This window comes from Microbacterium sp. NRRL B-14842, assembly GCF_050470785.1.
This window is the reverse complement of the sequence record NZ_JBFLUM010000001.1, coordinates 2,839,803-2,855,264: the sequence shown is the minus strand read 5'-3', so window position 1 is coordinate 2,855,264 and position 15,462 is coordinate 2,839,803. Positions and strand designations below refer to the sequence as shown.

General features: G+C 67.9%; 15 protein-coding genes. 3 read left to right on the top strand and 12 right to left on the bottom strand.

The window, feature by feature from the left end:
• Positions 1-27: 27 nt before the first annotated feature.
• Genes pstA through AB1285_RS13965 form a run of 3 tightly spaced genes read right to left on the bottom strand, consistent with a single transcriptional unit; the run spans position 28 to position 2,893 of the window.
• Entirely contained in the window at positions 28-942 is a 915-nt protein-coding gene (gene pstA / locus AB1285_RS13975) for a phosphate ABC transporter permease PstA (RefSeq protein ID WP_017201969.1), read from the bottom strand.
• Positions 942-1,898, bottom strand: coding sequence for a phosphate ABC transporter permease subunit PstC (pstC, locus tag AB1285_RS13970; protein WP_017201968.1), 957 nt, complete (start codon positions 1,896-1,898; stop codon positions 942-944). Before pstC ends, pstA begins: the two co-directional genes overlap by 1 nt.
• 14 nt (positions 1,899-1,912) lie before the next feature.
• Positions 1,913-2,893: a PstS family phosphate ABC transporter substrate-binding protein gene (locus AB1285_RS13965; protein WP_040568242.1), complete on the bottom strand. Its 981-nt coding sequence runs from the start codon at positions 2,891-2,893 to the stop codon at positions 1,913-1,915.
• 237 nt (positions 2,894-3,130) lie between these two features.
• Here AB1285_RS13965 and AB1285_RS13960 point away from each other — a divergent pair, with 237 nt between their 5' ends.
• A complete protein-coding gene (locus tag AB1285_RS13960) occupies positions 3,131-4,600 on the top strand; it encodes an FAD-dependent oxidoreductase (protein WP_017201966.1) in 1,470 nt (489 codons plus the stop codon).
• On the opposite strand, the gene AB1285_RS13955 is transcribed toward AB1285_RS13960, so the two are convergent.
• Both AB1285_RS13955 and AB1285_RS13950 read right to left on the bottom strand, forming a co-directional pair.
• The gene (locus AB1285_RS13955) at positions 4,574-5,746 is read right to left on the bottom strand and encodes an MFS transporter (protein ID WP_017201965.1); all 1,173 of its coding nucleotides are present in this window, start codon (positions 5,744-5,746) and stop codon (positions 4,574-4,576) included. The two genes, AB1285_RS13960 and AB1285_RS13955, sit on opposite strands and share 27 nt — an antisense overlap.
• Complete coding sequence (locus AB1285_RS13950) at positions 5,743-6,087, bottom strand: ArsR/SmtB family transcription factor (RefSeq protein ID WP_017201964.1); 345 nt, start codon at positions 6,085-6,087, stop codon at positions 5,743-5,745. Before AB1285_RS13950 ends, AB1285_RS13955 begins: the two co-directional genes overlap by 4 nt.
• Positions 6,088-6,170: 83 nt before the next feature.
• On the opposite strand from AB1285_RS13950, the gene AB1285_RS13945 reads away from it, so the two are divergent.
• Entirely contained in the window at positions 6,171-7,475 is a 1,305-nt protein-coding gene (locus tag AB1285_RS13945; protein WP_151460106.1) for an FAD-dependent oxidoreductase, read from the top strand.
• A 61-nt stretch (positions 7,476-7,536) separates the two neighbouring features.
• Positions 7,537-7,695, top strand: a complete 159-nt coding sequence (locus tag AB1285_RS13940; protein ID WP_017201962.1) for a hypothetical protein — start codon at positions 7,537-7,539, stop codon at positions 7,693-7,695.
• Between the two features lie 96 nt (positions 7,696-7,791).
• On the opposite strand, the gene AB1285_RS13935 is transcribed toward AB1285_RS13940, so the two are convergent.
• Genes AB1285_RS13935 through AB1285_RS13905 form a run of 7 tightly spaced genes read right to left on the bottom strand, consistent with a single transcriptional unit; the run spans position 7,792 to position 15,435 of the window.
• On the bottom strand, positions 7,792-9,192 hold the full coding sequence (locus AB1285_RS13935) for an FGGY-family carbohydrate kinase (protein WP_017201961.1): 1,401 nt from the start codon (positions 9,190-9,192) through the stop codon (positions 7,792-7,794).
• Complete coding sequence (locus AB1285_RS13930; protein ID WP_017201960.1) at positions 9,189-10,688, bottom strand: FAD-binding oxidoreductase; 1,500 nt, start codon at positions 10,686-10,688, stop codon at positions 9,189-9,191. Before AB1285_RS13930 ends, AB1285_RS13935 begins: the two co-directional genes overlap by 4 nt.
• A 42-nt stretch (positions 10,689-10,730) precedes the next feature.
• Positions 10,731-11,507 carry an SDR family oxidoreductase gene (locus AB1285_RS13925; RefSeq protein WP_017201959.1) on the bottom strand — a complete coding sequence of 259 codons (777 nt, stop codon included), beginning with the start codon at positions 11,505-11,507 and terminating at the stop codon, positions 10,731-10,733.
• 10 nt (positions 11,508-11,517) lie between these two features.
• A complete protein-coding gene (locus AB1285_RS13920) occupies positions 11,518-13,002 on the bottom strand; it encodes an NAD-dependent succinate-semialdehyde dehydrogenase (RefSeq protein ID WP_017201958.1) in 1,485 nt (494 codons plus the stop codon).
• Positions 12,999-13,952 carry an NAD(P)-dependent oxidoreductase gene (locus AB1285_RS13915; protein WP_017201957.1) on the bottom strand — a complete coding sequence of 318 codons (954 nt, stop codon included), beginning with the start codon at positions 13,950-13,952 and terminating at the stop codon, positions 12,999-13,001. Before AB1285_RS13915 ends, AB1285_RS13920 begins: the two co-directional genes overlap by 4 nt.
• A 23-nt stretch (positions 13,953-13,975) precedes the next feature.
• Positions 13,976-14,494 (bottom strand): formaldehyde-activating enzyme, encoded by a 519-nt coding sequence (gene fae, locus AB1285_RS13910; RefSeq protein WP_017201956.1) that lies wholly within the window; start codon positions 14,492-14,494, stop codon positions 13,976-13,978.
• Positions 14,494-15,435, bottom strand: a complete 942-nt coding sequence (locus tag AB1285_RS13905) for a glycine betaine ABC transporter substrate-binding protein (protein WP_370428077.1) — start codon at positions 15,433-15,435, stop codon at positions 14,494-14,496. The genes fae and AB1285_RS13905 overlap by 1 nt, the downstream gene beginning before the upstream one ends.
• Positions 15,436-15,462: the final 27 nt, after the last annotated feature.

Genomic DNA, 15,462 nt, shown 5'->3' with positions numbered 1-15,462 from the left:
CGGCGCTGCCTGTGGGAGTGCTCATGGTTACCACCGTTTCTGGAACTTGTTGCGGATGAAGATCGCGAGAGCGTTCATCAGGATGAGGACGGCGAGCAGCAGGATGCTGGTGGCGCCGGCGAGTTCGTGGAACCCTTCTTGCGGGCGGCCGGTCCAGTTGAAGATCTGGATCGGCAGCGTGGTGTAGCCACTGAGGAGCCCGTTCGGGTCGAAGGTGATGTACACCAGCGCGCCGAGCACGAGCAGCGGGGCGGCCTCCCCGAGTGCGCGGGAGAGCGCGAGGATGGAGCCGGTCGCGATCCCGGGAACGGATGCGGGGAGCACCTGTCTCCACGTCGTCTGCCATTGGGTGGCGCCGAGTGCGAGGGATCCGTCGCGAATCTCTCGCGGGACCGCGCGCAGTGCTTCTCTGGTCGCGATGATGATCACCGGCAGGATGAGCAGCGTCAGGGCGAACGCCCCGCCGATGACGATGTTTTTGTTGGTGACGCCGAGCATCGAGAGGAAGGCGAGCGCGAGCAGCCCGTACACGATCGAGGGCACTGCGGCGAGGTTCTGCACGTTGAGTTCGATGAACCGGTTGAACCACCGCTTCCGGTCGGCGAACTCTTCCAGGTGCACGGCGGCGGCGATCCCGAGCGGGAGTGTCATCACGGCGGTCGCACCGATGGCCCACACGGATCCGAGGATGGCGGGCCGGGCTCCGGCCTCGTCAGGGTCGGCGGAGGGGAAGTTGAACAGCAGCGCCGTGGAGAGCTTGTTCTGCCCGGTGAGGAAGATCGTGATCAGCAGTGTGATGAGCACCGCGAATGCGACGAACAGGGAGAGCCACAGCAGCACAAGGAACGCGAGTGCGCTCGGTCGCATCTCACCGTTGCGGCCGGTCGCGATGGGGGCCGAGGCGCGCAACGGTTGCGTCGCGGTCGTCGAGGTGGGGGACATCAGTAGGCCTCCCGGAAGCGGCGGACGAATCGGATGCTGATGAAGTTGATCAGCAGGGTGATGAGGAACAGCAGCAGCCCGACCGCGAACAACGTGTTGTATTCGAGGCTCCCGACACGGGAGTCGCCGAGGGCGGCGTTGGCGATGAATCCCGTCATCGTCTGCCCCTGATCGAGCGGGTTGGTGACGAGCTGTGCTTGGTTGCCGGCGGCGATGGCGACGATCATGGTTTCGCCGACCGCTCGGGAGATGCCCAGCACGACGGCCGCGACGATCCCGGACAGGGCGGCGGGGAACACGACACGGAGGGTGGTCTGCATCCGGTTCGCTCCGAGCGCGGCGCTGCCCTGGCGGAGCGCCTGCGGGACAGCGGACATGGCGTCTTCTGCGATCGACGCGATCGTCGGGATGATCATCACACCCATAACGAGGCCCGCCGCGAGGACACTGAACGCCCCGGTCGGAAGGTGGAGCCAGTCCCGCAGGACGGTGCCTTGCACGAACTGCAGGGCGAAGAATCCGTAGACGACCGTGGGGATGCCAGCGAGGATCTCGAGCAAGGGCTTGAGGACCTTGCGGACGCGGGGGCGGGCGTACTCGGCGAGCAGCGTTGCAGCCCCGAGCCCGAACGGCACCGCCACGAGCAGCGCGATGAGCGTGGTCCACAACGTCGCGGTGACCAGGGGCAGCACGCCGAACGATGCGTCGGCGAAGCGCGGCGCCCACCGGGTGCCGAACAGGAACTCCAGGACCGGGACCTCGGCGAAGAAGCTCAGCGACGGGATAAGCAGCGCGATGAGGATCCCTACCGTCGTCACGACGGTGACGGCTGCAGCCAGGCGCAGGGCGAGCTTGATGAGGAACTCGCCGGGGCGGCGGCGGCCGGCGAAGCTGCTGGCGGGGGCAGGGGCCCGGCCGGAAGCCGGACCCCCACGCCGTTCAATGATGGCGGTCATGGAGAGTGCGGTGCTCAGCCGAGCGAGGCGAGCTCGTCGGTGGCGATGGTGACCTGCTCCTCGGTCAGCGGCACGAACAGTGCACGCTCAGCGATCTCCGCGGAGTTGGCGACGTAGAAGTCGATGAACGACTTCACCTGCTCCTTGTCGACGTACGAAGCGTTGTTGACGTAGATGAACAGGGGGCGACCCAGCGGCGTGTAGGTGCCGTCCTGCACGGTCTCGGTGCTCGGCAGGACGCCGTCGACGGCGACTGCCTTGATGACGCCTTCGTTCTCCTCAACGTAGCTGAGACCGAGGAACCCGATTGCGCCGACGTCTCCGGCGACACCCTGGATGGTGATGTTGTCATCTTCGGAGGGGCTGTAGTCGGTGCGGATCGCACCGTCCTCGCCGTTGATCGCCTCGGTGAAATAGTCGAACGTTCCTGAGTCGGTGCCGGCGCCGAAGAGCGTGATGGCCTGGTCGGGGAAACTGGAATCGACCTGATTCCAGTTCGTGATCTCGCCTTCCGCTTCGGGACCCCAGATCAGGTTGAGCTGCTCGACGGTCAAGTCCTCCGCCCAGTCATTCTCCGGGTTCACGATGACCGACAGGCCATCGTTGGCGGCGATGATCTCGGTGTACTCGATGCCAGCGGCCTCGCACTCGGCGGCCTCCTCGTCCTTGATCGGACGTGACGCGTTGGACACATCCGTTTCACCGGCGCAGAACGTCTTGAAGCCACCACCGGTTCCCGACGTCGCGACCGAGACGTTCACGCCGCTCTCCTCGTCGCGGAACAGATCGGCGGCGGCCTCAGTCAGCGGGGCGACGGTCGATGAACCGTCGGTGTTCACCGAACCGGTCAGTCCGCCTCCGCTCGCGCCGGATCCAGAGGTGTCGCCACCAGAGGACTGCCCGCCGCACCCGCTCAGGGCTAGTGCCCCGATCACGACCAATGCGGTGGACGCGAAGATCTTTGCTGTGGACTTTCGCACGTGTGCTTCCTTCATCTCAGGTATTCGAGGGATGAAGCAGTCAAATCGCCGCTTCACATAGATGCTTGTCTATCCGACGTAGTTATAGAAGGCTATCTATATGAACGCGGGGTGAACGGGGGCGAAAGGGTTCGTTGATCTTCCCGCCCGGGTGTCGGATCGTGCCGTGATCGACGCGATGATCAGGTGCGCGGACGTCGCGCGCGTCAGTGAGGCTTCGCAGGCGGCGAGGTCTCGACAGAAAGGACTCACATGCACCTGGTCGTGATCGGGGGAAGTGACGCAGGAATCTCCGCGGCGCTCCGTGCCCGAGAGGTGGACGAATCCGCTGATGTGACGGTCGTCGTTGCCGATGCATACCCGAACTTCTCGATCTGTGGCATCCCTTACTACTTCTCGCGGGAGGTGCAACCGTGGCAGTCGCTCGCACATCGCACGCTTGCCGATCTGGAAGCGGCCGGTCTCCAGGTGCGCACCAACACGCTCGCGACGGGCATCAGCGTCAATGCCCGCACACTCACCGTGCGGAACAACGGTGGAGCGGAGTCCGCCATTCCTTACGATGCGCTCGTCGTCGGGACGGGCGCATCCGCCTCGACGGCGGGTATCCACGGGACCGACCGGCTCGGGCCTGCGGACGGGGTGCATACGCTCCACACGATGGGTGACACCTTCGCTCTTGAGAACTACCTCGATGAGCATCAACCGTCGACGGCAATCATCATCGGCGCGGGGTACGTCGGCCTCGAGATGGCCGAAGCGCTCACCATCCGCGGGCTCCAGGTCACGCAGCTGCAACGCGGACCCCAGGTGCTCTCCACCCTCGACACGGAACTCGGAGCGCTCGTGCGCGACGAGCTCGACCGCAACGGCGTCACGGTGGAAACGGGCATGCAGGTGCACGATATCGGCCGCGACAGCGGGCTCCTCGCGGTCCAGGGCACCCGCGACGGTGCCCCGTTCGTGCGTCGCGCCGAGCTGGTCCTCGTCGTGGTGGGTGTGCGCCCCAATGTGGAGCTCCTCACCGGAATCGGGGCACGAACCGGAGCCGGCGGCGCCGTCATCGTGGACGAACGGATGCAGACAGGGATCCCGCAGATCTGGGCGGGCGGGGACGGTGTGATCACCCGTCATCGCCTTCTCGGCGACACGTATCTTCCGCTCGGCACGACCGCGCACAAACAAGGGCGAGTCGCGGGCGCGAACGCGGTCGGCGCCGATGCGCGATTCCACGGCAGCCTGGGAACCCAGGTCGTGAAGGTGTTCGACCTGGTGGCTGCCCGCACGGGCCTTCGAGATCACGAAGCCGAAACCGCGGGGCATCGACCGCACAGCCACACCGTCACTGCCGACGACCACAAGCGCTACTACCCCGGTGCCACCCCCATCCACATCCGCGTGACCGGAGACTTCGAATCGGGGCGTCTCCTCGGCGCGCAACTGCTCGGATCGCGCAGCGCCGAGATATCCAAGCGCGTCGATACGTTCGCGACAGCACTGCACCACAGCATGTCCGTAGACGCGATCAGCGACCTCGACCTGTCCTATACCCCGCCGCTCGGCTCCCCCTGGGATGCGGTGCAGATCGCTACCCAAGCGTGGAGCACGTCAACCCGCGCAGCGGGATCAACGACCCCTGTCCACGCCGGTGCGTCTCGCAGCTCGGAGGCGGGCGGCATTGACCGGGCGGCGAGATCAGGTGAAGCGGGCGAAAATGAGTGAAAGCCCGGCGAACCCGACAGCAACCCATGCCATGGCGGAGTACGACCCCGTCGCCACCGCGATGAGCGGGCCGAGTGCGGGACCGACCGCACCGATCGCCGTGATCGGTGCGGCGAAGACACCATTGATCGAGCCGTAGTTCCGCGTGCCCCACCGGTCAGCGACGGCAGAGCCCTGCACGAGCGTCTGTGCACCGCGCACGGCTCCGACCCCCACGCCGATACTGATGAGCAGCCACGGCGGCCCAGGCACGATCGCGAGCAGAGCAAGCCCGATGACGCTCAGCCCCGCCGTCGCCGCCAACGCCACCCAGGGTGCGGCGGCGTGTGGGATGGCGACATACAGCAGTCGGCCGATCACCTGGCCGGCGCCGAGCAGCCCCAGCGCCCAAGCGGCGACCTCGTACGTCATCCCCTTCTCAGTGAACAGAGGAATGATCGCGAGTGTGACGCTGAACAGCGCCGCCGCCAAGGTGAGCATCGACGCCTCAAGCATCCAGAAGCGCCGCGTGCGCACCACGCTCGCCACCGTATGGTGATCGGCCGACGCATCATGGACGACGGGCGGCCAGGACGACTCGAGAAAGAACCAGTGCAGCGGTGTGGTCGTCACCACGAGGACGACGGCGAGGACAAGAAACACCGACCGCCAATCCATCACCGTCAGCAACACGGCGACGATAGGAGCGAAGACGGTCGACGCCAATCCTCCCGCGAGGGTGAGGATCGTCATCGCACCCCGGCGGCGGTCTCCATACCGGCGAGCGATCACCGTGAACGCGGCCTGGTACAACACCGCGGCCTGCGCGGTCCCCGCCACGATCCACCCCGCCGTGAACACGACAAGATTCGGCGCGGCCGCGACGATGACCAGCCCACCCGCACCGACAATGCTTCCCACGGTCATGATCATCCGAGGCCCACGCTCGTCGAGCCAGCGCCCGACAACGACACCCGCGATCGCCGACGCAGCGAGTCCACCCGAGAACGACAACGTCACCAGCGCCACGGGCCACCCTGTCGCGTCCGCGATCGCGGGCGAGGCGACGATCAACGCATAGAACAGAACCCCCCAGCTGATGACCTGCCCCAGCGACAGCGCGACAAGCCGCCCCCCGAACCGGGAGCCCGGGGCCCGGGCCGTCACACCGAACGCAGGGTGTCCGCGGCGGCGTCCAGCGCCCCGTCGGTGATCGCGAAGTATGCCCACTTCCCTCGCTGCTCGCGGGTGACAAGCCCCGCGTCGGCGAGCAACTTCATGTGGTGCGACACCGTGCCCTGCGACAGTCCGACCGGCGCGGTGAGGTCGCAGATGCACGCCTCCCCACCGTCACCGGCGGCAATCAGCGACAACAGGCGCACCCGTGTCGGATCCCCGAGCGCTTTGAACACCCGTGCGACGCGCTCCGCGTCCTCGACCGTGATCGCTGCTGTCACCCGAGGGGCGCAGCAGGACGTCGAGGTGTCGAGGGTGGCAGGAAGACTCATGACACCAGTATCGCACGCATTGACAAACTTCGATAGGAGGAGCAGGCTATTCATATTGAAGTTTTTCGATTTGAGGAGATGTGATGAACGAGCTTCCCGTCGTAGTCATCGGCGCCGGCCCCCAAGGGCTTGCTGCGGCCGCCCACCTGACGGAGCGTGGCATCGCCGTGACGGTCGTTGAGCGAGGCGATGAGCCAGCTGCTGCGGTGTCCGAGTGGGGGCATGTGCGCCTGTTCTCCAGCTGGCCGGAACTCACCGACACGGCCGCCCGGCGTCTGCTGGAGCCGACCGGGTGGACCGCACCGCACTCGGGCTACCCCACGGGAGCCGAATGGGTCGCCGGCTACCTGGACCCGCTCGCCCGCGTCTTCGGTGACCGCGTCGTCTACTCGACGACCGTCACCGGTGTCGCCCGCAAGGGCCGGGATCTGATGGTCGACAGCGGCCGTAAGGGGCAGCCGTTCATCGTGCATACCCGGGACACGCAGGGGGCAGAAGGGCGGATCTCCGCGCGCGCCGTCATCGACGCCAGCGGCACATGGACGCTCCCGAACCCTGCCGGGGCGGACGGGCTGCCCGCGCTCGGCGAGCGGGCCGCGGTCGCGGCCTCACGGATCTCGTACCGCATCCCGGAGGATGTCTCCGCGTGTGCGGGGCAGCACCTGGTCGTGATCGGTGCCGGGCACTCCGCAGTGCATGCCGTCCTCCGGCTGAGCGAGCTGGCGCGCAGAACCCCAGGCACCCGGGTGACGTGGCTGCTGCGTCGCGGTACGACGGGCAACGTCTTGGGTGGTGGAGCGGGCGATGAACTGCCCGAGCGTGCAGCTCTGGGCACCCGAGCGCGCAAGGTGATCGAAGCCGGTGTTGTCGAGGTGGTGACGGGCTTCCGCGTCGCCGAGTTCCACGACGAGGCGGCGGGGCTGCGCATCGTCGCGGAGAACGGCAAGGAGGTCGACGGGGTGTCCCGCGTGTTCGCGCTGACCGGATTCCGCCCCGATGTGAGCATCCTGTCGGAGATGCGCATCGACCTGGATGCGTCCTTGGAGGCGGTCGCCGGGATCGCGGAAGAGATCAATCCGAACGTCCACTCCTGCGGATCGATCGGCGCCACCGGGGCCCGCGACCTCACCCAGCCCGAGCCGGACTTCTTCATCGTCGGCGCGAAAAGCTACGGGCGCGCCCCCACCTTCCTCGCTCTCACCGGGTTCGAGCAGGTTCGCAGCGTCGCCGCCCACCTCGCGGGCGACCATGCAGGCGCCGAGCGCAATGAGCTCGTCCTTCCCGACACCGGCGTCTGCGGCGGATCCGGAGACTTCGACGGGGCCGGCAGCAGCTGCTGCGCAGCGCCCGTCATCCAGCTCGAGCCCACCCGCGTCGCCGTCGGCTGACCGGCCGCTCGAACCACCACCCAGCGCCCCGCGGGGCGCAATCAACCCAAGGAGTACTCACATGGCCAACCAGCTGATCGAGAAGAACGTCACGATCGAAGACCCCCGCGACGGCACCCCGCTCGCCGTCACCATCCAGCTCGAGCTGGATCTGTCCGACTGTGCATGCACGCCGCGCACGCCCTCCCTGGGCAACCCAGTTGGATACGGCTCCAAGTAGACCTGGACGTCGAACCTCGGCCCCGCGAAGGGGAGCTCTTCCACCTCGGGCGAGCTCCCCTTCTGCATGTATCGCGGGACATCTGCCGTGAGTGGCTTATGGGGAGAACAGCGTCCGCACGCGGGGAATCACTCGTCTGTACGTCTGACGGACTTCCCCGTACGCGCTGACGAGTTCGAGGTCGGGCTGAATTTCTTGTCCTGTCCCCACCATGGCAGTGATGGCGTCAGCCCAGGTGGGGTGCAGCCCCGTCCCGACGGCCGCGCAGATCGCTGCCCCCATACCAGCTGCGTCACGTACACGGGGTGTGCGCACGGGTACCCCATATACGGCAGCCAGGATGCGCAGCATGAGATCCGATTCGCTTCCACCGCCGGTGACGATGAGGGAACGACGGTCTCGCCCGAGCGCGCGGCGCGCACGGGCGTCAGCGCTCTCGGTCTCGATCGCGAGCGCCTCGAGGATCGCCCGATAGATGTGGAACCGTCCCTGCGTGCCGTCGAAGCCGACCAGCGCCCCGCGCCGCCACGGCTCATCCGCGGGCGCGAGCCAGTCCAGAGCAGCGACGAGGCCGCCCGCGCCAGCCGGGACGTTGTCGGCACCGCGGTTGAGGTCATCTTCCGACGTTGCCTCGATGGACCCGGATACGACGTCGCGGAACCAGCTGACCGTCCACATGCCGCGTCGCACTCCGGCGCTTTCGTAGAGGTATCCGCCGGGCTGTGACGAGAAGTTCGTCCACACGTCTGGATGCGGTGGCAGCGGACGATCCCCTGGCGTCATGGTCGCGACGTACGTGCCCAGGGACAACAATGCGTCCCCCTCGTCCTGGAGCCCTGCACCCAGGGCTTCGACGGCCTTGTCGTTCGACGTCGCGATCACGGGGATTCCCGCGGGCAGACCGAGCAGCAGTGCTACCTCGGAGGCGAGAGTGCCGAGTGCCTCGCCTGGAGCGACCAGGTCGAACAACATCTCCCGTCCCAGACCCACACGCTCATACTCGGCGGCATCCATGCTCCAGGCCCAGTGTGCAGTGTCGATAGGCCAGCTGCCCTGTACGTTGCCCGCGGCATCCTGGCGCTCTCCGGTGAGCTTGTGAGTGATGTACCCCGACGAAGTTGTGACGTACACCGCCTCGTCGGTTTCACGCTCGTACGCGCGCGGCAGACGCTCGTCCATCCAGCTCATGACCGGCTGGGCGAGCGATCCGTCAGCGCGCAGCACGGCCCGGCAGAAGCGGATCGTGCACAGGCCGATGCCGCGGATCTCGGCCGGATCCCCCGCGAAGTCGGCGACCGCGGCGCGCGTCGCGGCGACGATCGAGTCCCACAGGTCGTCGTCCGGATGCTCCCATCGACCCGGCGCGGGCGACGAATACGGCCGCAGCGCGACACGGGCGCTCGCGTGCACGGTCCCGTCGCCGTCGACGATCAGGACCTTCGTGCTCTGCGAGCCGTTGTCGATCGCGACGACGTACCCCGCCGCCGACGCGCTCACGCCCGCGTCGCCATCTCGGCCTCGGGCGTGGCGACGTCGTCCAGGGGATAGATGGTCCCGCGGTTCATGATCCCGCGCGGGTCGAGCCCGTCCTTGAGGGTGCGCAGCAGCCGGTAGGCGCTGCCGTGCTCCTCATGTGTCCACGGCGTGCGGTACTTGCCGATGCCGTGGTGGTGCACCATGGAGCCGCCGAGGCGCAGTGCCTCCTCCACGACGATCGCGTTGAGGGGCTCGTGGTACTCGGTGATCTCTTCGCGCGGCTCGCAGGCGATGTCGTAGTCGTAGACGAAGTACAAGTTGGTGCCGGTCTGGTAGCTGTGCGAGGAGTGCGCGCCGAGCATCCGCAGGTCCGCCGCGCGCGGGAACTCGGTGCGTGCGCGGCGCATGACGGACTCGAACAGTTCCTCGACGCCTGACCAGTCGATCGATACCTCGGTCGTGTAGCCGAGGCGCGCCTTCTCGAGCATCTCGCGCTTCTCGGCGTCGATCTTGTCCTGCCCCCAATTGAGGTTGTCGAACCAGTTCTCGATCAGTGCGGGGTCGACCTTCTCGTGCGGGATGCTGGCGAAGATTTCCTCGACGCCGGCGGCTGTGGCGTCGGCCACGCCCTTCGGTCCTTCGGCGACGACCACGACCACGGCCTTGCCGTCGGCGAAGTGCGAGAAGTGCTGCGCGGCGTCCTCCTCGGAGTACGCGCGTGCCACCGACGGGCGGTAGCCGGCGACGATGATCTCGCGGAGACCTGCCACGCCCGCCGGGAGCGAGTCGACGAGGTACCCGAGGAAACGATTGTTCTCCGGCTGGTAGGTGAACACCTTGACGGTGACCTCGGTGATGACGGCAAGCGCGCCCTCGTTGCCGATCATGATGTGGCGGATGTCGGGTCCGGCGGCGCGTCGCGGCACGTTCTTGATGCGTACGACCTCGCCGTCGGGCAGCACGGCTTCGAGCCCGATCACCATGTCCTCGATCCCGCCGTACAGCGTGGAGAACTGGCCGATGGACCGGGTCGCGACCAGTCCACCCATCTGCGCGAGCGGCTTCGACTGCGGTGAGTGCCCCGTCGTGAGGCCCTGCGCCCGAAGGGTGTCTTCGAGCAGCTGCAGCGGAACGCCGCACTGGGCCGTGACCATCATGTCGACGGGGTCGATGTCGAGGATCGCGTCCATTCGCGAGCCGTCGAGCACGATCGAATCCTCGACGATCGTCTCGAGTCCGCCCTCGGTCGCGGTGCGGCCGGTGCGGGGCACGACGTTGACGAGGTTCTCGTCCGCGAACGCGAGGATCGCCGACACGTCGGCGGTGGACCGCGCGTAGGCGATCGCGGAGGGGATCGGACCGTCGAAGATGCCGTGCACGGATGTGTACTTCTTGAAGCGGTCGACGCTCGCCTCGCGCAGCGCCTGCGCCTCGGTCTCGACCTGGTCGGTGCCGAGGATCTCCTGCAGTCGGGTGACGATCTCCTCACGTGAGAGAGCGGATCGTGAAGTGACCATGGGGAAGGTGTCCTGTTCGTTGAGGGTGTGGGGGCGCCGCGGTCAGCGCACCAGGTAACCGCCGTCGACGGACAGCACGTGCCCGTTGACGAAGTCGGAGGCGGGGCTCGCGAGGAAGACGGTCGCGCCCATGAGATCGGCGACGTCCCCCCACCTCCCCGCCGGCGTGTGGTCGACGATGCGCCGGTTCGCCTCCGCGTCCCCACGCGTCTCGGAGGTAATCGGGGTGGCGAAGTATCCCGGGGCGATCGCGTTGACCTGGATGCCGTGTCCGCCGAGCTCGTCGGCGTACGCCTTCGTGAGCCCGGCGATGCCGTGCTTGGTCGCGGCGTACGCGGGAGATCCGAGTCCCCCGAGGAACGAGAACAGCGAGGCGATGTTGATGATCTTGCCCGAGCCCTGCGGGATCATCCGCTTCGCGGCCTCGTGCGACATTTCGAACGCGGCGGTGAGGTTCACCGCGACCATGGGGTCCCACTGCACGCGCCCGAACTCGGTGACGTCGGCGATGCGGCTGATCCCGGCCGAGTTGACCAGAACGTCCACGCCCCCGAACGCCTCGACGCATGCGTCGATCACGCGCGCGGGTGCGCCCTCCGCCGTGATGTCGACGCGGAGTTCCCGGTAGCCGACACCCGCCTCGGCGAGGAGAGCTGCGGTCTCGCCGCCGTCGTCGAACAGCGTCGGAACGAACATGTCGGCACCCGCTTTGGCGAGAGCGAGGGTGAACGCCTGGCCGAGACCGGTGTTGCCCCCGGTGACGATCGCCCGCTTGCCCCGGAGGGAGAAGTGGTCGAGGGAGAAGTCGGTGATGTGCACGGATGATCCTTCAGGAGTGGGTGCCGACGAAGGGATCGGCGATGCCGATGTAGGTCGTCTCGAGGTACTCGTCGATGCCCTCGAAGCCGCCCTCGCGACCGATGCCGGACTGCTTGACGCCACCGAACGGCGCAGCCGGGTTCGACACGAGTCCGGTGTTGAGGCCGAACATGCCGGTCTCCAGACGCTCGGCGAGGCGCAGCGCCCGGTTCAGGTCGCGGGTGTACGCGAAGCACACCAGCCCGTACTCGCTCGCGTTGGCGAGGCGCACGGCCTCGTCCTCGTCGCGGAACACGGTGATGGGCGCGACGGGTCCGAAGATCTCCTCCTGGAGGATGCGGGCGTCCTGCGGCACGTCCACGAGCACGGTCGCCGGGTAGAAGTAGCCGCGCCCCTGGGGGATGCTGCCGCCGAGTGCGATGCTCGCTCCGTCCTCCAGCGCGCCGGACACGAGGTCGGCGACCTTCTTGCGGGTCGACTCGTCCACGAGCGGCCCGAGGGTCGACTCCGGGTCGGTGCCGCGGGCGTTGACGTACCCTGCCATGCGTTCAACGAGCCGCGAGGTGAATTCCTCCGCCACGCTCTCGTGCACGAGGAAGCGGTTCGCGGCGACGCAGGCCTCGCCGCCGTTGCGGAGCTTTGCGAGCAGGGCACCCTCGACCGCGGCGTCCACGTCAGCGTCGTCGAACACGAGGAAGGGGGCGTTGCCTCCGAGTTCCATCGAGACGCGGAGCACCTGGTGCGCGGCGTCCGCGATGAGGCGGCGCCCCACTTCGGTTGATCCGGTGAACGAGAGTTTGCGCAGTCGCGGGTCGGTGATGAGCGGGCCCGTGACCGCGCCGGCGCGGGTCGTGGGGATGACGTTCACGACGCCGTCCGGCACTCCGGCCTCGCGGAGCACCTCGGCGAACAGGAGTGCGGTGAGCGGTGTGAGCGCGGCGGGCTTGAGCACCGAGGTGCAGCCGGCCGCGAGTGCCGGCGCGATCTTGCGCGTGGCCATCGCGAGCGGGAAGTTCCACGGGGTGATGAGCAGGCTCGGACCGACCGGTCGCTTCGCGACGAGCAGTCGGTTGCGGCCGTCGGGAGCGGTGGCGTATCGCCCGGAGATGCGGGGTGCTTCTTCCGAGAACCAGCGCAGGAACTCGGCGCCGTACGCGACCTCGGCGCGCGATTCGGCGAGAGGCTTGCCCATCTCGAGCGTCATGACGAGTGCGAAGTCCTCGGCGCGGGCCGTGACGAGCTCGAACGCCCGGCGCAGGATCTCCCCGCGCTGTCGCGGAGCAGTGGCGGCCCAGGCGGTCTGCGCCGCAGCAGCAGCGTCGAGTGCGGCCATGCCGTCCTCGGGCGTCGCATCGGCGACATGGGCGAGCACCTCACCCGTCGACGGGTCGTGCACCTCGAAGGTGTGGCCGGAGGTCGCTTCCCGCCACTGACCGCCGATCAGCAGGCCGGTGGGGACGGAGGCGATGACCTCGGCCTCGCGTGCCGCGGTCATGCGGGCATCTCCCGACGGAGGTCGCGGCCGAGTAGTTCCTCGTAGAGACGCACGGGCGTCATCTCCCCGGCGCGGTCGCCGTAGCTCGCGCGGGCTCGACGGAAGATCTGCTCGACGAGGGAGGACAGCTCGACCGGCATCCCGACCGAGCGGGCCAGATCGACGGAGAGACCGAGGTCCTTGCAGGCGAGGGCGATCGCGAAGCCCTCGTCGTAGTCGCCGTGGTCGAGGATCGACAACACGTCGCGTGAGACGAAGGTGCTGTTCGCGGGGCTCGCGATGAGCGCGTCCCGCAGCACGCCAAGGTCGACCCCCGCGGCGACGCCGACCGACAGCACCTCCGCCGTCGCGACCAGGTGGGAGAACCACAGCTGGTTGATCATGAGCTTCACGGCGTAGCCTGCGCCGGGCCCGCCGACGTGCAGGATCCGCTCCGGGTCCCCCATCGCCTCGAACACGGGACGCAGCCGCTGCACATCGTCGGCGTCACCACCGACGAAGATCTGCAGCATCCCGTTCGCGGCGCCCACTGACATCCCACTGACGGGGGCGTCGAGCAGGTGCAGTCCGCGGCCGGCGGTCGCGGCGCGCACACCGTCCAGCACGTCCGGCACCGAGGTCGACATGTCGATCCAGGTACCGCCGTCCGGCAGCCCCACCACGAGGCCGTCAGGCCCCGAGGCGACGGCCTCGACGTGCTTGGGCGTCGGCAGCATCGTGATGATGAGGTCACTGGCGGCGGCGACCTCGCGAGGGGTCTCAGCCCACCGGGCACCGCCCTCGATCAGGTCGGACGCCGACTCGCGGCGCAGATCGGTCACGACCAGCGGGAAGCCCGCGGCCTGCAGGTTGCGGGTCATTCCTGACCCCATGTTGCCGAGTCCGATGAACCCGACGGTGGGTCGGGTCCCGACCGGCGTTGGGTCGAGGACGGGGGTGGGAGAGCTCATGGGTGATGCGTGTCCTTTGTGGATCAGGCGGATGCGGTGGAAGGGGTGTAGAACGGATTGGTCGGCGCGTGCCGGGCTTCCAGCACGGCGTCGAGCTTGGGCAGGCCCGCCGCGCCGTTCGCGAGCGCGGTGCGTGTCGCCTCGCGGTTGTTGCGGTAGACCGTGTCGGCGTCGTCGGCCGCCGGATTGACCCACACTGCGGCGATGAGGGCGTGCGTGTCGGCAGCCTCGCGCGGGATCACACCGTCGGCGACGGCGTCGGCCACGCCCGCAGCGACTCCGGCCTGCGCCGGGCCCCAGATGAGGAGGCCGTGCTCGTCACCCGCCGGTGCGGCCTTCGTGACGAACAGCGTCAGGGGCTTCACCGGGAGGGAGGGGCGGAGCACCGCCACGAAGGGCACGTGCCCCTGGCTGGGGCTGGCGAGGGCAGTGGCCCACGCCGTCCCCGCAGGTCCCTCGCGGTGGCCGAGCACGGTGTTGATGTGTGCGGCGTTGACGCCGTCGCCGACGAAGCTCTCGCCGAGCTGGATGGTCGAGGTCATCAGATGAGTCCCTGCTCCTCGAGCCAGTCGATCGCGATGTCCTCGGGGTCCTCACCGTCGACATCGGCCTTGGCGTTGAGCTCCTGCATGACCTCGGTGGTCAGCAGCGGGCTCAGCTCGGCCAGCACGTCGGCGATCGCCGGGTACTCGTCGAGGGGGCTCTGCTTGAGCGTGAAGCCGCCCTGGTAGCTGGGGAAGAACTCCTTGTCGTCTTCCATCACCACGAGGTCGAGGGCGGGGATGCGGCCGTCGGTCTGGAAGACCTCGCCGAAGTTGCAGTCGTCGCCCTTCTGGGTCGCCGTGTAGATGACGCCGGTGTCGAGCATCGTGACGTTCGAGTCCGGGGCATCGAAGCCGTAGGCGGCCTTGAGACCCGGCCAGCCATCGTCGCGCGTCGAGAACTCGCTCTCGATGCAGAACGTCTGATCGGCGCTCGGCAGGGCTGCGACATCACTCAGCGTCTTCACGCCCAGCTCGTCAGCCTCCTTCTTACGGATCGCGAAGGCGTAGGTGTTGTTGAACGGCGCGGGGTCGAGCCACGCGATGCCGTTCTCGGCGTCCGCTCCCTTGACGGCATCGAACTGCGCCTCGGCGCCCTGCACCGGCGTCGTATTGCCGTTGTACGTGATCCACGACGTGCCGGTGTACTCCCAGTAGCCGAGGAACTGGTCATTCTCGAGCGCCTGACGCACGTTGGCGGAGCCGACGAGCTTCGTGTTGGCCTCGACGTCGGCACCGTGCGCATTGAGCAGTTCCGCCGTCATGTAGGCGAGGATGTACTGCTCCGAAAAGTCCTTCGAGCCGATCTCGCCAGTGAGACCTTCCAGCTCGTCGCCTTGGGCTCCGGAGCCTCCGCCGGCACCGGACGAGCAGCCGGTGAGGAGCAGAGCGCCGGCGGCGATGGCGGCGAACGAGGCGGTGGCGATGGTGCGTGTGTTCATTGCAAGTTCCTTTCGGGAAGGGAGTGT